Here is a 17,169-nt window from a genome sequence, read left to right as displayed (position 1 = left end):
AACAGCCGGCGTCTCATCGACCCGGCTGTCCGTATCAGGTTCAGTCTAGAAAACAGGGGAGATGGGGCGCCATCTCCCCTTTTTCTTTGTCCAAACAGGAGGACTGAACATGCAAGGCGAATTGTTAAGGGTAGACCAATCACGGTCGCCCCGGGAAGGCCAGGTGTCTTCCGAAGAACGGCTGAGGCCGGAGCGGTTAAGGACCGATTGCCCTGTCTTGTTATCGGAAAGGCTCGTCATGCGCGCGCCCCACGAAGAAGACATCGACGCCCTTGCCCATCTCGCCAACAACGCCAAAGTCGCCACCATGGTATCGCGTATGCCGCACCCTTATACCGCCGATGATGCTGCTGACTTCGTGCGTCGCACGAAAAATGGCGAAATTGGCAAGTGCGTCTATGCGATCACCAAAGCCGAAAACGGCGCCTTTGTCGGCTGCTGCGGCGTCGAGCCGCATGCCGACGGCAGAACCGTCGAGATCGGCTACTGGCTGGGCGAGCCCTATTGGAACAAGGGCTATACCACCGAGGCCTGCCATGCCCTGGTCGATATGGTGTTCAGGACCCGCCAGGACGTCGATCAGATCGACGCCCGTTGCCGGGTGATGAACGTCGCCTCGCGCCGCGTCATCCAGAAGTGCGGCTTCCAGTTCCAGGGATCGGGGCTCGCCGCCTCGCTGGCGCTCGGCAGCAATGTGCCTGTGGAATGGTACAGACTCGACCGCAAGACCTGGATGTCGCTCAGAAGCTGGGGGAACATCGCATGAGCACGACCGCGCTGCAAAGGCCGGAGTTGAAGCCGATGATGCCAGGCCCCGCGCCTGTCATCTCGACCGCCCGGCTGACGCTCCGCCCGCACAGGCTGAGCGATGCGCCATCGATTGCGGAATCGCTGTCCGATTTCGCCGTCACGCGCATGCTGTCCCGCGTCCCCGCGCCGTTCGACCGGCAGGATGCGCTGGACTGGCTGGTCCCGGTCACGTCAGGCGCCCTGCCGGACTGGCCGCTGGCGATCACCGGCAAGGACGATGTCCATATCGGTAACGTCGCCATCGAGCTACGGCACGGCCGCTGGCACCTCGGCTATTGGCTGAACCGCTACTACTGGCGGCGCGGCTATATGAGCGAGGCGGTGGCTGGAATTATCGAGCGCTTTTCGCGCCGCATGCCGGAGACGCCGATCCATTCCGGCGTCTTCGCCGACAACCCGGCCTCGCTGCGATTGCAGGAGAAGCTCGGTTTCCGCATGACCGGCTGCGGCGAAATCTATTGTTTCGCCCGCAACACCATGGTCTCGCACATCGAAACCGTGCTGCAGCCGGGCATGCTGCAGCCGCGCAAGGTGGCTTGATCAAAAAGGAGATGCCGCCGCCCACGGCGGCGTCTCCGTCAATCGCCGATCTCGACCCGTAGCGGGAAATGATCGGAGCCGACGGATTGCCTATCGATCCGGGCGGATTTCAACCGGCCCTCAAGGCCGCAACTGACGAAGCAATAATCGAGATGCATGCGTTCGCCGTGATCCTCGGGATTCATCCAGCTGTAGCTCTCCGGGCCATAGGCCTTGAGCGCCCCAAAGGCGTCGACCGGCGTGCCGATCCTGGCGATACGGCCATAATATCCGCCGCCGGCACCGACAAACGCGCAATATTCCGGCGATTCCGGCTCCATGTTGAAATCGCCCATGATGACGTAATCCTCCGGCAGCGGCGGCTCCGGCAGATCGAATTCGCCGCCCCCGGTCAGCGATCCACCCTCCTGAACGAAAGCGTTGATGCGCCCGTTCAAGAATTGAAGCTGGGCGATGCGCTCGTCGGCAGAGACGTGGTCGAGATGCACGGAATAGACGCGGATCGCCCTGCCAGGTGCCGCGATCAGCGCCTCGGTTGCGCCACGCTGCAGGTTGATCTTGCCGATCGTCCGGCTGCGCGGCAGAAGCAGCGTTCGGGTCGAAAGGATCGGCCAGCGCGACAGCACCATGTTGCCGAACTGAAATCGTGTGCCCGGCACCGGTCGAGGCCGGCCTTCATCAGCCTCGACATGCATGTCGCAGGCCGGTCCATACACCCAGAAATGGTCGGGAAACAAAGCTGCAATGTCGGCCACCATGTCGGCAAAACCGTTGCGCGAGAAGCCGCGGGTCACCTCCTGCAGCGCAATCACATCGGCGCCCTCAAGGCTCCGGGCAATGCGCGCGAGATCGTATCTGCCGTCGAGACCGAAGCCGTACTGTATGTTATAGCTCGCAAAATTCACGATAATCTTTGACCTCCGTCGGAACCGCCTATATCGAATGGGCCAAGACGGGCCGTCCAACTGCCACCGGATACTGGAAGTAAAATGAAATTTCTCGACGAAGCAAAGGTCTATATCAAGTCCGGAGACGGCGGCGGGGGCAGTGTTTCCTTCCGGCGCGAGAAATTTATCGAGTTCGGCGGCCCCGATGGCGGCGATGGCGGACGTGGTGGCGATGTCTGGGTCGAGACCGTCAACGGCCTCAACACGCTGATCGATTTCCGTTTTCAGCAGCATTTCAAGGCGACGATCGGCACCCATGGCATGGGCAGAAACCGCACCGGCGCCAACGGCAGCGACGTGACGCTCAAGGTTCCCGTGGGAACCCAGATCTTCGAGGAAGACCGGGAAACGCTGATCTGCGATCTCACCGTCGAAGGCCAGCGTTATTGCCTGGCCCATGGCGGCAATGGCGGCTTCGGCAACGCTCATTTCAAGACCTCGACCAATCAGGCGCCGGATTGGGCCAATCCCGGCCTGCCCGGCGAGGAAAAGACCCTCTGGCTGCGGCTGAAGCTGATTGCCGATGCCGGCCTCGTCGGCATGCCCAATGCCGGCAAGTCGACCTTCCTGGCATCGGTCACCCGCGCCCGGCCGAAGATCGCCAACTACCCGTTCACCACACTGCATCCCAATCTCGGCGTCGCCACCATCGACGAACGGGAATTCATCCTTGCCGACATTCCCGGCCTGATCGAAGGCGCCCATGAAGGCGTCGGCATCGGCGACCGTTTCCTCGGCCATGTCGAGCGCACCCGCGTGCTGCTGCACCTCGTCTCCGCCCAGGAAGAAAAGGTCGGCAAGGCGTATAAGACGGTGAAGCACGAGCTCGAAGCCTATGGCAACGAGCTGGCTGATAAGGCTGAGATCGTGGCGCTGTCGCAGATCGACGTGCTCGACGAAGCCGAACTGAAGAAGAAGACCAAGGAATTGGCCAAGGCTTGCGGCAAGACGCCGTTCCAGATTTCGGCCATCACCGGCAAGGGCATGACCGAGGTGCTGCGCGCGCTGCGCGACATCATCGTCGAGGAAAATGCCGAGGAAAAGCCGGCCAAGGTGCCGAAGCTGCGCCATCGCGATATTGTTGTCGCCGATGAGGCTGAGGACGTTGGCGAGGATGGAGCCGATGACCAGCCGTAAGCCGCTTGGCCGCTATCGCCGCGTCGTCATCAAAATCGGCTCGGCCCTGCTGGTCGACCGCAAGGCCGGGCTGAAGAAGGCCTGGCTCGACGCCATGTGCGCCGATATCTCAGGCCTGAAGGCCAGAGGTATCGATGTGCTCGTCGTCTCATCAGGTGCAATCGCGCTCGGCCGCTCGGTGCTCGACCTTCCCTCGGGTGCGCTGAAACTGGAGGAAAGCCAGGCCGCCGCCGCCGTCGGCCAGATCGCATTGGCGCGCGCATGGTCGGAGAGCCTGTCGCACGGCGAGATCGTCGCCGGCCAGATTCTGCTGACACTTGGCGACACCGAGGAACGCCGCCGCTATCTCAATGCGCGCGCCACCATCAATCAGCTTCTGAAAATCGGCGCCGTGCCGATCATCAACGAAAACGACACGGTCGCCACCAGCGAAATCCGCTATGGCGACAATGATCGCCTGGCTGCCCGCGTGGCGACGATGACCGGCGCCGACCTGCTCATCCTTCTTTCCGATATTGACGGCCTCTACACCGCACCGCCGCATCTCGACCCGAACGCCACCTTCCTGGAGACGATTTCCGAAATCACCCCGGAGATCGAGGCGATGGCCGGCGGTGCGGCCTCCGAGCTTTCGCGTGGCGGCATGCGCACCAAGATCGATGCCGGCAAGATAGCCACGGCATCGGGCTGCGCCATGATCATCGCCTCTGGCAAGACCGATAGCCCGCTGTCGGCGATCGAAAGCGGCGCGCGTTCCTCCTGGTTCGCCCCCTCCGGCACACCGGTGACCGCCCGCAAGACCTGGATCGCCGGACAACTGCAGCCGGCCGGCGAATTGCATGTCGATGACGGCGCCGTCACCGCGCTCGGGGCCGGCAAGAGCCTGCTTCCCGCCGGCGTGCGCAGCGTTACCGGCCTATTCAGCCGCGGCGATACGGTGGCGATCATCGGCCCCGCCGGCCGCGAGATCGCCCGCGGCCTGGTCAGCTACGATGCCGAGGACGCCCGCCGGATTGCCGGCCGCAAGTCGGCGGAGATCGAAGCTATTCTCGGTTATCCCGGCCGCGCCGCCATGGTCCATCGGGACGACATGGTAATGACCGCACAGGTCGGTTCGAAATCGGAAAGGCAGAAGAAGGACGCGAGCTATGCTTGATACCGTTGCGCCAAGCCCTGACATCGACGTGCTGATGAATGACATCGGCCGCAAGGCCAAGGCTGCCGCACGACCGCTGAGCTTTGCGTCCACCGAGATCAAGAACAGGGCGTTGAATGCCATGGCCGACGCGATCCTGGCGAACAAGGCTCAGATCCTGGCCGAGAACGCCAAGGATTTGCAGGATATCGAAGGCACCGAGACGCTTGCCTCCTTCGTCGACCGGCTGACGCTGAACGACAAACGCGTCGCCGAGATGGCCGAGGGGCTCCGCGCCATCGCCGCCCTTGCCGACCCGGTCGGGGAAGTCATCGCCGCCTGGGACCGGCCGAACGGGTTGAAGATCGAGCGCGTCCGCACGCCGCTCGGCGTCATCGGCGTCATCTTCGAAAGCCGGCCGAACGTCACGGCGGATGCCGGCGCCCTCTGCCTCAAGGCGGGCAATTCCGTCATCCTGCGCTGCGGCTCGGATTCGCGCCGTTCATCGCAGGCGATCCATGCCTGCCTTGTCGAAGGCTTGAAGGCGGCAGGACTTCCAGAGCATGCTATCCAACTCGTCCCGGTCACCGATCGCGCCGCCGTCGGCGCCATGCTGCGCGGTTTGGACGGGGCGATCGACGTCATCGTGCCGCGCGGCGGCAAGAGCCTCGTCGCCCGCGTGCAGAACGAGGCCCGGGTGCCGGTTTTTGCCCATCTCGAAGGCCTCTGCCATATCTATGTCGATGGCTCGGCCGATATCGAGATGGCGAAGAAGATCGTCGTCAATGCCAAGATGCGCCGCACCGGTATCTGCGGCGCGGCCGAAACCCTGCTCGTCGATGGCGCTGCGATCGGCACGCATCTGACGCCGCTGCTAGAGGTTCTCACCGATGCCGGCTGCGAGGTCCGCGCATCGCCGACGGTGCTGAAGGTCGCCCCCGGCCTGAAGCCCGCAAACGAGGAGGACTGGTCGACCGAATATCTCGACGCGATCATTTCGGTTGCCGTCGTCGACGGCATATCGGGCGCGATCGCCCATATCCAAAAATATTCCTCGAACCATACCGAAGCTGTCATCGCCGAGGACCCCGACGTCGTCGCGCGGTTCTTCACCGAGGTCGATTCGGCGATCCTGCTGCACAATGCCTCGACGCAGTTTGCCGATGGCGGCGAGTTCGGCATGGGTGCGGAGATCGGCATTGCCACCGGCAAGATGCATGCCCGCGGCCCCGTCGGTGTCGAACAGCTCACCTCGTTCAAATACCGGGTGCACGGCGCCGGACAGACGCGGCCCTGACGTGACGGCGGAGAGTTTGGACCGGCATTATCTCCGCATGCCGCACAGCGAGCGCGGCATGGTCGTCGGTCTGTTCGGCGGTTCGTTCAATCCGCCGCACCAGGGCCACGCGCTGGTCGCCGAGATCGCCATCAAGCGGCTCGGCCTCGACCAGCTCTGGTGGATGGTCACCCCCGGAAATCCGCTGAAGAGCCGCAACCAGCTGGCGCCGCTGGCCGAGCGCATTGCCGAAAGCGAGCGTGTCGCCGCCGATCCGCGCGTCAAGGTCACCGCCTTCGAACAGACGCTCGGCGTCAGCTACACCGCCAATACGCTCGCCCGCGTCAAGGCCCGCAATCCGCATGTGCATTTCATCTGGATCATGGGCGCCGACGGCCTGCAGACCTTCCACAAATGGCAGAAGTGGCAGGAAATCGTCCGCACCTTCCCGATCGCCGTGATCGACCGGCCGGGCGCGACGCTCTCCTACCTCTCCTCGAAGATGACGCGGACCTTCGATTTCGCCCGAGTTGACGAGGACGACGCGCGCATTCTCTGGAAGAAGCCGGCGCCGGCCTGGACCTTCATCCACGGGCCGCGCTCCGGCCTGAGCTCGACGGCAATCCGCAACGGCTCGCTGCCGGGCAGCTCCGAATAGACCAAATTCTTAGAGAAAGCCCAGAAACGAGAAAGCCCGACGGGGGAGGATCCGTCGGGCTTATAAACTCGATCGACAACTGGGAGGAGGAGTGTTGTCGACCCTATCGAGCGGCTATGGGAGGAGGAGTTCGCCGCTTCGATGCTCATGTTTTATCATATTCCGCACGAAGGTGAATATCGATTGGTGCATTGCAGCAATGCACCAATTGCAATTCTGTCCGAACATGTCGCTTCGGCGTTGCCGTTTTTATCGGCAGAATTAATGGCGCAGGCTCTGCCTCCAGAGAATTCCTGAGGTTTGCAAAGTGCCGGCTGGATATTGCTGCTCTATAGGTCTCATTTGCTTGAAGCCATGCGCCTATCGAATGCTGGAAGCACGGGGCTCTCTGCGGACAGCGGTCGGTACGTTATATTTTTCTAGATACATCCCTAGCTAAGGCGCGCCACCCGTTATATTCGTCACAATATTTCGAACACTGGGGATTCAATCATGCAGAACCGCCGCCAATGGATGAAACTGGCAACCGCCGCGATATCAGCCCTGTGGCTCGGCGCCGCAGCGCTTCCGGCACCCGCCGCCGCAGCCGAAAAGCTTACCGTCTTTGCGGCGGCGAGCCTCAAGGATGCGCTCGATGCCGCCAATGCCGCCTGGGCCAAGGAAAGCGGCAAGGAAGCCGTCGCCTCCTATGCTGCCAGTGGGGCACTCGCCAAGCAGATCGAAAACGCGGCACCGGCCGATATCTTCATTTCGGCCGACCTTGCCTGGATGGATTACCTCGCCAAGAAAAACCTCATCAAGGCCGATAGCCGCTCGAACCTGCTTGGTAATCGCATCGTGCTCGTTGCCGAAAAGGACAAGGCAAAACCGGTCGAAATCAAGCAGGGCTTCGATCTTGCCGGGCTTCTCGGCGACGGCAAGCTGGCCATGGGTGAACTGAAATCGGTTCCGGCCGGCAAATACGGCATGGCCGCGCTCGACAAACTCGGCGTCTGGAAATCTGTGGAAAGCAAGGTCGCCGGCGCCGAAAGCGTCCGTGCCGCACTCGCCCTCGTCTCCCGCGGCGAAGCGCCTTACGGCATCGTCTACCAGACCGACGCCGCAGCCGATAAGGGTGTCGCCGTCGTCGGCACCTTCCCGGCCGATTCCCATCCGCCGATCATCTATCCGATCGCCATTCTTGCCGAGAGCAAGAACCCGGACGCCGCAGCCTATCTCGACTTCCTGAAATCCGACAAGGCAGCCGCCTTCTTCACGGCACAGGGTTTTACCATTCTGAAATGATGGGTTGAATTGATTGCGGAATCGATGGTGACGGCTTAGCGTGAAGGCTCACTTAGGTTCAGACTGCTGACAAAGTCGGCCAACCCCTCTTTCGTCATGTTCGGGCTTGTCCCGAGCATCTGTCTCGGTCGATAGGGCAGCAGATCCTCGGCACAAGGCCGAGGATGACGTCGGGGAAGGAGAGAGACTTGTCGTCAAACTGAGGCTCGCCCCGGCGTGCCTTCGATCTTGGAGACAACTGCATTTGGACATCTTCGGCCTGAGCAACGAGGAATGGACGGCGATCCTGCTCAGCCTGCGCGTCTCCTTTGTCGCCATGCTGGCGAGCCTGCCCTTCGGCATTCTCGTCGCCTTGCTGCTTGCCCGCGGCCGCTTCTGGGGCAAGTCGGTGCTGAACGGCATCGTTCACCTGCCGCTGATCCTGCCGCCCGTCGTCACCGGTTTCCTGCTCCTCATCCTGTTCGGTCGCCGTGGACCGGTCGGCAGCCTGCTCGACCAGTATTTCGGCATCGCCTTGTCCTTCCGCTGGACGGGTGCGGCGCTCGCCTGCGCCGTCATGGCCTTTCCGCTGATGGTGCGCAGCATCCGCCTGTCGATCGAGGCGGTCGACCGCAAGCTGGAAGAGGCGGCCGGCACACTCGGCGCCGGTCCCGCCTGGGTGTTTTTGACGATCACCCTGCCGCTGACCCTGCCCGGCATCATCGCCGGCATGATCCTTTCCTTCGCCAAGGCGATGGGTGAATTTGGCGCGACGATCACTTTCGTTTCCAACATACCGGGCGAAACCCAGACGCTGTCGGCCGCAATCTACACCTTCACCCAGGTGCCGGGCGGCGATGCCGGCGCACTGCGCCTGACGCTCGTCGCCATCGTCATTTCCATGGCCGCGCTGCTCGCCTCCGAATACCTCGCGCGTCTCGCCGGCCAAAGGATCAACCCGGAATGACGCTGATCGTCGAAGCAAAACAGAAGCTCGGCGGCTTTTTGCTCGACGCCGCCTTCACCTCCGAGCGTGGCGTCACCGCGCTGTTCGGCCGCTCCGGCTCCGGCAAGACCTCTTTGATCCGCATCATCGCCGGCCTCGCCCGCCCGGACGAAGGCCGCGTCGTCCTCGACGGCAAGCCCCTGACCGAAATCGCATCCGGCATCTTCGTCCCGAAACACCGCCGCCGCTTCGGCTATGTCTTCCAGGAGGCCCGGCTTTTCCCGCATCTCAGCGTCCGCGCCAATCTTTCCTACGGCCGCTGGTTCACGGCGAAAACCGCACGCGGGGAAAGCTTCGATCGCGTCGTCGACCTGCTCGGCATCGAGCCGCTGCTGGAGCGCAGCCCCGCAAAACTTTCCGGCGGCGAGAAGCAGCGCGTCGCCATCGGCCGCGCGCTGCTCTCCGCGCCCCGCCTGCTTCTCATGGACGAGCCGCTCGCCGCCCTCGACGACGCGCGCAAGGCCGAGATCCTGCCCTATCTGGAGCGATTGCGCGACGAGACGGAAATCCCGATCGTCTATGTCAGCCATTCAATCTCAGAGGTGGCGCGGCTGGCAAACCAGGTCGTCGTCCTCAGCGACGGCAAGGTGGAAACGACGGGCCCCGCCATCGACATATTGAGCCGTCCCTCTGCGATGGCCGATCGGAAAGAGGCGGGCGCGCTGCTCGAAGGAACCGTCGAAAGCTTCGATCCGCGTCATCGCCTGTCGACCGTCGCCCTGAAATCTGGCCAACTGCACATTCCCGGTGCGGCTCTTACGCCGGGCAGACCGGTGCGCATCCGCATTCCGTCCCGCGACGTCATGCTGGCCACCGCCAGACCCGAGGGCTTCAGCGCGCTGAACATCCTCGAAGGCAGGATCGCGGCGATATCGTCGGATGACGACGGAACGGTGGAAATCCGGCTTGATTGCGGCGGCGATATCGTTCTTTCCCGCATCACGACACTCTCCTGCGAGCGTCTCGATCTCCAACCGGGAAGGGTCGTCTTCGCCGTCATCAAGACAGTTGCCCTGGAGGCCTGATCAGCCGCGCTCGCCCTGCTGCAGGTTGCGCTTGGCCTCGAGCCAGGCGAGATCGTCGGCAAGGTTCGTGCGCATCGTCTCTTCCATCCGCCGGAAACGCTCGAGCAATTCCTCGCCGAACGGCGTCAGCGCCGCGCCACCGCCCTTCTGCCCGCCGCGCTGCGGCTCCACCACCTGCTCGCAGAACATCCGGTTCATCTCGCTGACCAGCAGCCATGCCCGCCGATAGGACATGTCCATCGCCCGCCCCGCCGCCGAGATCGATCCGGTCTGGCGGATATGCTCCAGCAGCTCCATCTTCCCATGGCCAAGCCGATCCTCATCCGGGAAGCTGATTCGCAGGACGGGCACGAGGGTTTTTGCGGCTGGATCGGTCATCGAATCGTAAAATCGTGAAATTTGCCGCACTTTACGCCGCGGTACGGAAACTGTACACCGGCCGCACAAGCAGCCCGCGCGGCAATATTCTTCAATTCGGACGCCAGATCGGATTTTCGACCGTTCTGTATCTTAGCGTGTCTTGAAACATTAGTGGTTTGATGCCTATCTTAACCATGGTCCGGTCTCGATCGGATCTCGTGTTGTGCATGGTTTGTCATTCCAGGAAAGGGAAAGCACTGACAACAGTACACGCCAAGGGAAAAACGTTCGCCGTTATCCCGAAGAGTGCGGAACGTGGCGCCGATGCCGCCGCCCGCGCCCTAGAAACCGTCCTCGCCAGCCTCGAGGACTCCAAAGCTGAAGATATCGTCACCATCGACATTGCCGGAAAATCGGCGCTGGGAGACTACATGATCGTCGTCTCCGGCCGCTCGAGCAGGCATGTCATGGCGATCTCGGATCATCTGCTCACCGACCTTAAGGACGACGGCCTCGGTACGGCCCGTGTCGAAGGCCAGGAAGGCGGCGATTGGGTCCTGATCGACACCGGTGACATTATCGTGCACGTGTTCCGTCCCGAAATCCGCGAGTTCTACAACATCGAAAAGATGTGGGCGGCTCCGGATATGGATGAAGAAACACGGCACTGACAGGCCGGCCGGCATTCAATCCGGCGCCTGAACGTGGCATTGGCTGGCCGGACGATATGAAAACCGGCCGGCGGCGCTTTGTGCGCAGGATGTGCCGCATCAGCGGGAGCGGATGAATGCGAATTGGTCTTTTTACGGTGGGACGGCTGAAATCCGGCCCCGAAAAGGATCTTGCGGCCCGTTATTTCGACCGTTTCGCCAAGGCCGGCCCTGCCGTCGGCCTCGAACTGTCCCGCATTGCCGAAGTTGCCGAAAGCCGTGCTTCCAACGGCGAAACCCGCAAGCGCGAGGAAGCGGCGCAGCTCGTGAAATCGCTTGCCGATGGCAGCATCCTCATCCTTCTCGATGAGCGCGGCAAGGCGCTTGACAGCGAAGCCTTCGCAAACCTGCTCGGCTCCTATCGCGACCAGGGCAAACGCGAGCTGACCATCGCCATCGGCGGCGCCGACGGCCTCGATCCATCCCTCTACGACCGCGCCGACGCCACGCTTTGCCTCGGCAAGATGACCTGGCCGCATCAACTCGTGCGAACGTTGATCGCCGAACAGCTTTATCGCGCCGTGACCATCCTGTCCGGCCACCCCTATCACCGCGTCTGATTCCCCGCCGCTCGGCAATTCGCATTGTCACGCAGCCGTGTTCTGTCGGCCGGCTGTTATGCTTCAAACTTTCTGGCAAAGCTTGCCAAATCAGCTTAGTCTGCGCGCGATTTGAGAAAGTGCCCCAACACGTATGACGAGAGAAGCAACCAGGCGATACCGCATGATCTTGCCGGCTATCGCGGCCGGGGTCGGTGTGGCGGTGATTGCCGTATCGGCAAATCCCTTCATCGTCCTGGCGCAAGATGCCGCCCCCGAAGCAGCACGATCGGCACCGCGGCCGGCAGCCGAGCCGCCGCCCGATCCGGCCGCCGAACTGGCCGCCAGACGGGATCAGACCCGTACCGAACTCGAAACCCTGTCGAAAACGATCAGCCTCTCCTCGGACAAGGTGAGCGCGCTTAAGCAGAGCATCGCCGATCTGGAAAAGAGCACGCAAAGCATCCGCCAGGCACTGATCGAGTCCGCTGCCCGCCGCAAGGCGCTCGACAAGCAGATCCTCGCAAGCGAGAAAAAGCTTGCCGATCTCGGCGTCAAGGAGGATGGCATCCGCCGCTCGCTGCACGAGCGCCGCGCCCTTTTGGCCGAGGTGTTGGCAGCGCTGCAGCGTATGGGCCGCAACCCGCCGCCCGCTTTGCTCGTCACCCCCGATGACGCGCTCGCCTCGGTGCGCAGCGCCATCCTGCTCGGCGCCGTCGTGCCCGGCATCCGCAAGGAGACCGACAAGCTTGCCGGAGACCTTGCAAGCCTCGCCGCATTGCAGACCGCAAGTGCCGCCGAGAAGGCCGGCCTGACCGCGACGATGACGAACGGTATCGAGGAAGAGCGGCGCATGGACTTGCTGCTTGCCGAAAACGACAAGCTCAGCCGCAGCAATGCCGCCGAACTCACCGCCGAGAGAAAACGCTCCGAGGAGCTGGCGGGCAAGGCTACCAGCCTGGAAGGCCTTGTCGCCTCGATGGAATCCGAGATCGCTTCGGTGCGCGACGCTGCCGCCGCTGCCCGCCAGGCGGAGGAGAACCGCAAGCTGATGACGGACGAGCAGCGCGCCCAGGCCAAGGCCTTGGCCGACAGCGGTGTGCCCGATAAAAACCGCATTGCGCCCGCATATCCCTTCGGAGAATTGAAGGCGAAATTGGAGGTGCCCGTCGCGGGCGATATCCTGCGCCAGTTCGGCGATGCCGACGGCACCGGGCACGAGGCCATGGGAATGACGGTCGCCACCAATCCGGAGACGGTGGTGACGGCGCCTGCGGATGGGTTGGTGGTTTTCGCCGGCGCTTTCCGCAGTTACGGCCAGATGATCATCCTCGACACCGGCGATGGATACCACTTGGTTCTCTCGGGAATGGATACAATCAATACCCGTCAGGGAAAGTTCGTTTTCTCCGGCGAGCCGCTCGCCGTGATGGGTGCGAAAAGAGTGGCAAGCGCAACTGCATTGGCGCTGGCAACAGACCGGCCAACGCTTTACATTGAATTTCGAAAGGACGGTAAACCGGTCGATTCCCGACCATGGTGGACCGCCAAAGACACTGGAAAGGCACGCAATGATTCGTAGGGCTTCTCTTGTTCTGGTCGGCGCATTGATGGGTGCGACCGCAATGAGCGTCATTTACTCGGCGGGTGTGCCGGCAGAAGCGGCCGGATCCTCGACGTACAAGGAACTCTCGGTGTTTGGCGATGTCTTCGAGCGAGTGCGCGCCCAATACGTGACGCCGCCGGCCGAAGACAAGCTGATCGAGAACGCCATCAACGGCATGCTCTCCTCGCTGGATCCGCATTCGAGCTATATGAATGCCAAGGACGCCGAAGACATGCGCACCCAGACCAAGGGTGAGTTCGGAGGCCTCGGCATCGAAGTCACGATGGAAGACGACCTCGTCAAGGTCATCACCCCGATCGACGATACGCCTGCTGCCAAGGCCGGCGTTCTCGCCGGTGACTATATCTCCGAGATCGATGGCCAATCCGTGCGCGGCCTGAAGCTGGAAGACGCCGTCGAAAAGATGCGCGGCGCCGTCAACACACCGATCAAGCTGACGCTGATCCGCAAGGGCGCCGACAAGCCGATCGAGCTGACGATTGTGCGTGACGTCGTCGCCGTCCAGGCCGTCAAGTCGCGTGTCGAGGACGATGTCGGTTATCTCCGCATCATCTCGTTTACCGAGAAGACCTATCCTGACATGGAAAAGGCGATCAAGAAGATCAAGGATACCGTTCCGGCCGACAAGCTGAAGGGTTATGTCCTCGACCTGCGCCTCAACCCGGGCGGCCTGCTCGACCAGGCGATCAACGTCTCCGATGCCCTGCTGGAGCGTGGCGAAGTCGTGTCGACGCGCGGCCGCAATCCCGATGAAACCCGCCGCTTCAATGCCGGTCCGGGCGACCTGACGGATGGCAAGCCGGTTATCGTGCTGATCAACGGCGGTTCGGCTTCCGCATCGGAAATCGTCGCCGGCGCTCTTCAGGATCTGCGCCGCGCCACCGTTCTCGGCACGCGCTCTTTCGGCAAGGGTTCGGTCCAGACGATCATCCCTCTCGGCGAAAACGGCGCGCTGCGCCTGACCACGGCGCTCTATTACACGCCGTCGGGCCGCTCGATCCAGGGCACCGGCATCACCCCCGACATCAAGGTCGAGGAGCCGCTGCCGCAGGAACTGCAGGGCAAGATGGTCACCGAAGGCGAGTCCAGCCTGCGCGGCCATATCAAGGGCCAGAGCGAGACCGACGAAGGTTCGGGCTCGGTTGCCTATGTGCCGCCGGATCCGAAGGACGACGTGCAGTTGAACTACGCGCTCGATCTGCTGCGCGGCAAGAAGACCGATCCGGCCTTCCCGCCAAACCCTGATAAGGCCGTCGTCGCCAAGTAATGATCATCTCAAGGCCGGGCACCTCGCCCGGCCTTGGCCCTTTGTGCTGTTTCCCGATTTTGGAGCGGGTGAAAAATTGGGAACGGACCTGCATGCGCCTTTGGGCGGCAATCGCAAAACCGGCAGCCGGCGCCCGGGTGTTCTGCGCCTGGGCCGTATCGCCGCCAGTCTCTGTCTTTTCGCGATAGGCGGCTTTTCCCTCTATACGGCGTTTCGCGGCGAAGGGCTCGAACGCACCAAACCGCCGGCGGCCGAACAGGCCGCAACGCCGCCCTCCAATAGCCCTCAGCCACCGACGACGGCCGCCACAAAGACGCCAGACGGCATGCCCCGCGCCGAACCGCGCTCAGGCGCCACTGTCGAACAGATGGTCACCGGCGACGGCTCCGTCGTCACCAAATTCAGCCCCCGCCCGCGCGATGGCAGCGGGCCGGTGCTGGTGGATGCCATGCAGATCGGCCAGGATCCGCGCATGGCGGCCCAGCCGAATGAAGCACTGCTCGAAGAAACCCCGTTTGGCAGGCTTCCGATCACCGGCCCTGATGGCCGGCGCCCGATGGATCAATATGCCCGTCCTTCGTCCGGCGCGCGCGGTGTCCGCATCGCCATCGTCGTCAGCGGTCTCGGGCTCAGCCAGACCGGGACGCAGCGCGCCATCGCTGAATTGCCTGAAGAAATCACCTTCGCCTTTGCCGCGAGCGGCAACAGCCTGCAGCGCTGGATGCAGGAAGCCCGCCGCGGCGGCCACGAGATTCTTCTGCAAGTACCGCTCGAGCCGTTTGATTACCCGACGAATGATCCCGGCCCGGAAACGCTGCTGACCACCAAACCGGCCGCCCGCAATATCGAGAACCTGCACAAGGCGATGGGCGAGATCACCAATTATACCGGGGTGATGAATTATCTCGGCGGCCGTTTCCTGTCCGATTCCACCGCCATGGAACCTGTCATGCGCGATATCGGTAAGCGCGGCCTGCTGTTCCTCGACGACGGCACGTCGGCGCAGTCGAAGACGGCGGCGGTCGCCAAGGGAACCGAACTGCCCTATGCCTTCGCCGACCTGCAGCTCGATGGCCAGCTCGACATCAACGCCGTCCTGAAGAAGCTTGACGAGCTTGAGCGCATTGCCCGCAAGAACGGCCAGGCAATCGGCGTCGCCTCGGCTTTCGATGAGAGCGTTGACGCCATCGCCAAATGGAGCGAGGAGGCTGCGATGCGCGGCATCGAGATCGTCGGCGTCGCCGCCCTTTCCACCGATCCCCGCAACCCCTGAAAACAAGCCCCGAGAAAATTCTTGAACGGAGAAGAAGATGAGCCAGGCGACCGTGAAAGCCGAGGATCTGCCCTATCGCCCCTGCGTCGGCGTGATGATCCTGAACCGCGCTGGCCTTGTCTGGGCCGGGCGACGCATTCCCGACGGCAATTCGGAGTATGACGGCTCGCCGCAGCTCTGGCAGATGCCTCAGGGGGGCATCGATAAGGGCGAGGATCCATTGGACGCCGCCTATCGCGAACTCTACGAGGAGACCGGCATCAAGACGGTGACCTTGCTTGCCGAAGCGAGAGACTGGATCAACTATGATCTGCCGCCGGCACTGATCGGTATCGGGCTGAGGGGAAAATTCCGCGGCCAGACGCAGCGCTGGTTCGCCTTCCGCTTCGACGGCGACGACAGCGAGATCGCCATCAACCCACCGCCTGGCGGCCACGAGCCGGAATTCGATTCCTGGGAATGGAAGCCGATGCAGGAACTGCCGGGACTGATCGTTTCCTTCAAGCGCAGCGTCTACGACCAGGTGGTGGTCGAATTCCAACATCTGGCGGCCCTGCAATCGGAAGACTGATCGATACGGGAGGGTCGCACTGGTGGCGCACCTGACACTGTCAGGTGCGCAATACCGGCCACCCAGGCAGCCGGTATTCGTTCGAACGCTATTCGGCTTCGTTGGCGGAGTCAGCGTTGAGCTGGCCGTATTTGCTCTCGCCGATTTTCCCGAGCAGATCGAGCTGCGTTTCGAGGAAGTCGATATGACCTTCCTCATCCATCAACAGCTCTTCGAAGAGCTTCATCGAAACGTAATCGCCGGCCTCGTGACAGATATCGCGTGATTTCTTGTAGGCCGCGCGGGCGTCATATTCGCCGGCAAGATCGGCTTCCAGCACTTCCTTGACGTTCTGGCCGATGCGCAGAGGGGCAAGGGTCTGCAGGTTGGGATGGCCTTCAAGAAAAATGATGCGCGCAACAAGCCGGTCGGCATGGTGCATCTCTTCGATGGATTCGGCACGCTCCTTCTTGGCGAGCTTGGTGTAGCCCCAGTCCTCAAGCAGACGATAATGAACCCAATATTGATTGACCGCCCCGAGCTCGAGGAACAACGCCTCGTTAAGCCGCTCGATGACCTTTTTGTCGCCTTTCAATGTCCGCTCTCCTGTTTTCCTCGTGGAATTGTTTCAAGCGGGACATGAAATCAAATATCTCGGCCTCCGTCGAGTGGCGACGGGCGTGATATTCCTCGGTTGTCTGCACAATGATGTCGACGACGTTTGGAAAGCAGCCGCAGCAGCGGCCGCGTTTTTCCATGGCGTGATAGACTTTGGCCGGCACGATAAGCTGCCAACAGTCTTCGTCGAGAAGGTTGGTGATAACCTCCCGGATTTCCTTGTCGGTTATATAATTGCAGCTACAGACAAGCACGTCTTCATTCCAAACATGACACTGACTATCGTGTTTTCTGCTAAAGAAGATGGTGACTGTCAAGAAAAAATTCGAGCCCCACCTCAGAGAACAGCAATGTCCGGATGAGGCCCTGGGATTGCCGCCCGAGATTATGCAGCGGTTCCAGGGGGATGAACCCAGGAGGAATGACGG

20 protein-coding genes are annotated in these 17,169 nt (G+C 62.2%); 16 read left to right on the top strand and 4 right to left on the bottom strand.

Annotated elements, in window-relative coordinates; genetic code table 11:
• The first annotated feature begins 109 nt into the window (after positions 1 to 109).
• Together GR197_RS05400 and GR197_RS05395 are read left to right on the top strand one after the other, a co-directional pair.
• Positions 110 to 766 (top strand): GNAT family N-acetyltransferase, encoded by a 657-nt coding sequence (locus tag GR197_RS05400; RefSeq protein ID WP_164007343.1) that lies wholly within the window; start codon positions 110 to 112, stop codon positions 764 to 766.
• The gene (locus tag GR197_RS05395; RefSeq protein ID WP_164007341.1) at positions 763 to 1,350 is read left to right on the top strand and encodes a GNAT family N-acetyltransferase; all 588 of its coding nucleotides are present in this window, start codon (positions 763 to 765) and stop codon (positions 1,348 to 1,350) included. Before GR197_RS05400 ends, GR197_RS05395 begins: the two co-directional genes overlap by 4 nt.
• A 38-nt stretch (positions 1,351 to 1,388) precedes the next feature.
• Here GR197_RS05395 and GR197_RS05390 read toward each other — a convergent pair whose 3' ends face one another.
• Positions 1,389 to 2,255, bottom strand: coding sequence for an endonuclease/exonuclease/phosphatase family protein (locus tag GR197_RS05390; protein WP_164007339.1), 867 nt, complete (start codon positions 2,253 to 2,255; stop codon positions 1,389 to 1,391).
• 84 nt (positions 2,256 to 2,339) lie between these two features.
• Between GR197_RS05390 and obgE the strand changes: the two genes are divergently transcribed.
• The 8 genes from obgE (at position 2,340) to modC (ending at position 9,797) form a co-directional block, all read left to right on the top strand.
• Positions 2,340 to 3,434, top strand: a complete 1,095-nt coding sequence (gene obgE, locus GR197_RS05385) for a GTPase ObgE (RefSeq protein ID WP_164007337.1) — start codon at positions 2,340 to 2,342, stop codon at positions 3,432 to 3,434.
• Positions 3,421 to 4,590 carry a glutamate 5-kinase gene (proB, locus tag GR197_RS05380; protein ID WP_164007335.1) on the top strand — a complete coding sequence of 390 codons (1,170 nt, stop codon included), beginning with the start codon at positions 3,421 to 3,423 and terminating at the stop codon, positions 4,588 to 4,590. Before obgE ends, proB begins: the two co-directional genes overlap by 14 nt.
• Positions 4,583 to 5,866 carry a glutamate-5-semialdehyde dehydrogenase gene (locus GR197_RS05375; RefSeq protein ID WP_164007334.1) on the top strand — a complete coding sequence of 428 codons (1,284 nt, stop codon included), beginning with the start codon at positions 4,583 to 4,585 and terminating at the stop codon, positions 5,864 to 5,866. Before proB ends, GR197_RS05375 begins: the two co-directional genes overlap by 8 nt.
• A 37-nt stretch (positions 5,867 to 5,903) precedes the next feature.
• A complete protein-coding gene (locus tag GR197_RS05370) occupies positions 5,904 to 6,503 on the top strand; it encodes a nicotinate-nucleotide adenylyltransferase (RefSeq protein ID WP_246724494.1) in 600 nt (199 codons plus the stop codon).
• A gap of 141 nt (positions 6,504 to 6,644) precedes the next feature.
• Positions 6,645 to 6,800: a hypothetical protein gene (locus GR197_RS05365; protein WP_164007330.1), complete on the top strand. Its 156-nt coding sequence runs from the start codon at positions 6,645 to 6,647 to the stop codon at positions 6,798 to 6,800.
• Between the two features lie 195 nt (positions 6,801 to 6,995).
• Positions 6,996 to 7,787 (top strand): molybdate ABC transporter substrate-binding protein, encoded by a 792-nt coding sequence (modA, locus tag GR197_RS05360; protein WP_164007328.1) that lies wholly within the window; start codon positions 6,996 to 6,998, stop codon positions 7,785 to 7,787.
• Positions 7,788 to 8,031: 244 nt separating this feature from the next.
• Positions 8,032 to 8,733 (top strand): molybdate ABC transporter permease subunit, encoded by a 702-nt coding sequence (modB, locus tag GR197_RS05355; protein ID WP_164007326.1) that lies wholly within the window; start codon positions 8,032 to 8,034, stop codon positions 8,731 to 8,733.
• Positions 8,730 to 9,797 (top strand): molybdenum ABC transporter ATP-binding protein, encoded by a 1,068-nt coding sequence (gene modC, locus GR197_RS05350; protein ID WP_164007324.1) that lies wholly within the window; start codon positions 8,730 to 8,732, stop codon positions 9,795 to 9,797. Before modB ends, modC begins: the two co-directional genes overlap by 4 nt.
• Here the strand turns inward: modC and GR197_RS05345 are convergent, their stop codons facing one another.
• Entirely contained in the window at positions 9,798 to 10,175 is a 378-nt protein-coding gene (locus tag GR197_RS05345; RefSeq protein ID WP_164007322.1) for a winged helix-turn-helix domain-containing protein, read from the bottom strand.
• A 209-nt stretch (positions 10,176 to 10,384) separates the two neighbouring features.
• On the opposite strand from GR197_RS05345, the gene rsfS reads away from it, so the two are divergent.
• The 6 genes from rsfS (at position 10,385) to GR197_RS05315 (ending at position 16,144) form a co-directional block, all read left to right on the top strand.
• Positions 10,385 to 10,828 (top strand): ribosome silencing factor, encoded by a 444-nt coding sequence (gene rsfS, locus GR197_RS05340; protein WP_007632221.1) that lies wholly within the window; start codon positions 10,385 to 10,387, stop codon positions 10,826 to 10,828.
• A gap of 116 nt (positions 10,829 to 10,944) precedes the next feature.
• Positions 10,945 to 11,427 (top strand): 23S rRNA (pseudouridine(1915)-N(3))-methyltransferase RlmH, encoded by a 483-nt coding sequence (gene rlmH / locus GR197_RS05335; protein WP_164007321.1) that lies wholly within the window; start codon positions 10,945 to 10,947, stop codon positions 11,425 to 11,427.
• 163 nt (positions 11,428 to 11,590) lie between these two features.
• Positions 11,591 to 12,988 (top strand): murein hydrolase activator EnvC family protein, encoded by a 1,398-nt coding sequence (locus GR197_RS05330; protein WP_164007319.1) that lies wholly within the window; start codon positions 11,591 to 11,593, stop codon positions 12,986 to 12,988.
• Complete coding sequence (locus GR197_RS05325; protein ID WP_164007317.1) at positions 12,978 to 14,300, top strand: S41 family peptidase; 1,323 nt, start codon at positions 12,978 to 12,980, stop codon at positions 14,298 to 14,300. The genes GR197_RS05330 and GR197_RS05325 overlap by 11 nt, the downstream gene beginning before the upstream one ends.
• A 76-nt stretch (positions 14,301 to 14,376) precedes the next feature.
• Complete coding sequence (locus tag GR197_RS05320) at positions 14,377 to 15,573, top strand: divergent polysaccharide deacetylase family protein (protein ID WP_164007314.1); 1,197 nt, start codon at positions 14,377 to 14,379, stop codon at positions 15,571 to 15,573.
• A 37-nt stretch (positions 15,574 to 15,610) separates the two neighbouring features.
• A complete protein-coding gene (locus tag GR197_RS05315) occupies positions 15,611 to 16,144 on the top strand; it encodes an RNA pyrophosphohydrolase (RefSeq protein WP_164007312.1) in 534 nt (177 codons plus the stop codon).
• A gap of 88 nt (positions 16,145 to 16,232) precedes the next feature.
• Here the strand turns inward: GR197_RS05315 and bfr are convergent, their stop codons facing one another.
• Entirely contained in the window at positions 16,233 to 16,718 is a 486-nt protein-coding gene (bfr, locus tag GR197_RS05310; RefSeq protein ID WP_003589587.1) for a bacterioferritin, read from the bottom strand.
• On the bottom strand, positions 16,684 to 17,082 hold the full coding sequence (locus GR197_RS32265) for a (2Fe-2S)-binding protein (protein ID WP_246724506.1): 399 nt from the start codon (positions 17,080 to 17,082) through the stop codon (positions 16,684 to 16,686). Before GR197_RS32265 ends, bfr begins: the two co-directional genes overlap by 35 nt.
• Positions 17,083 to 17,169: the final 87 nt, after the last annotated feature.

The organism is Rhizobium phaseoli (genome assembly GCF_010668805.1).
GTDB classification, from domain to species: domain Bacteria; phylum Pseudomonadota; class Alphaproteobacteria; order Rhizobiales; family Rhizobiaceae; genus Rhizobium; species Rhizobium phaseoli_A.
Note: the sequence above shows the minus strand (reverse complement) of the source record. Positions and strands in the feature narration are given on the sequence as shown.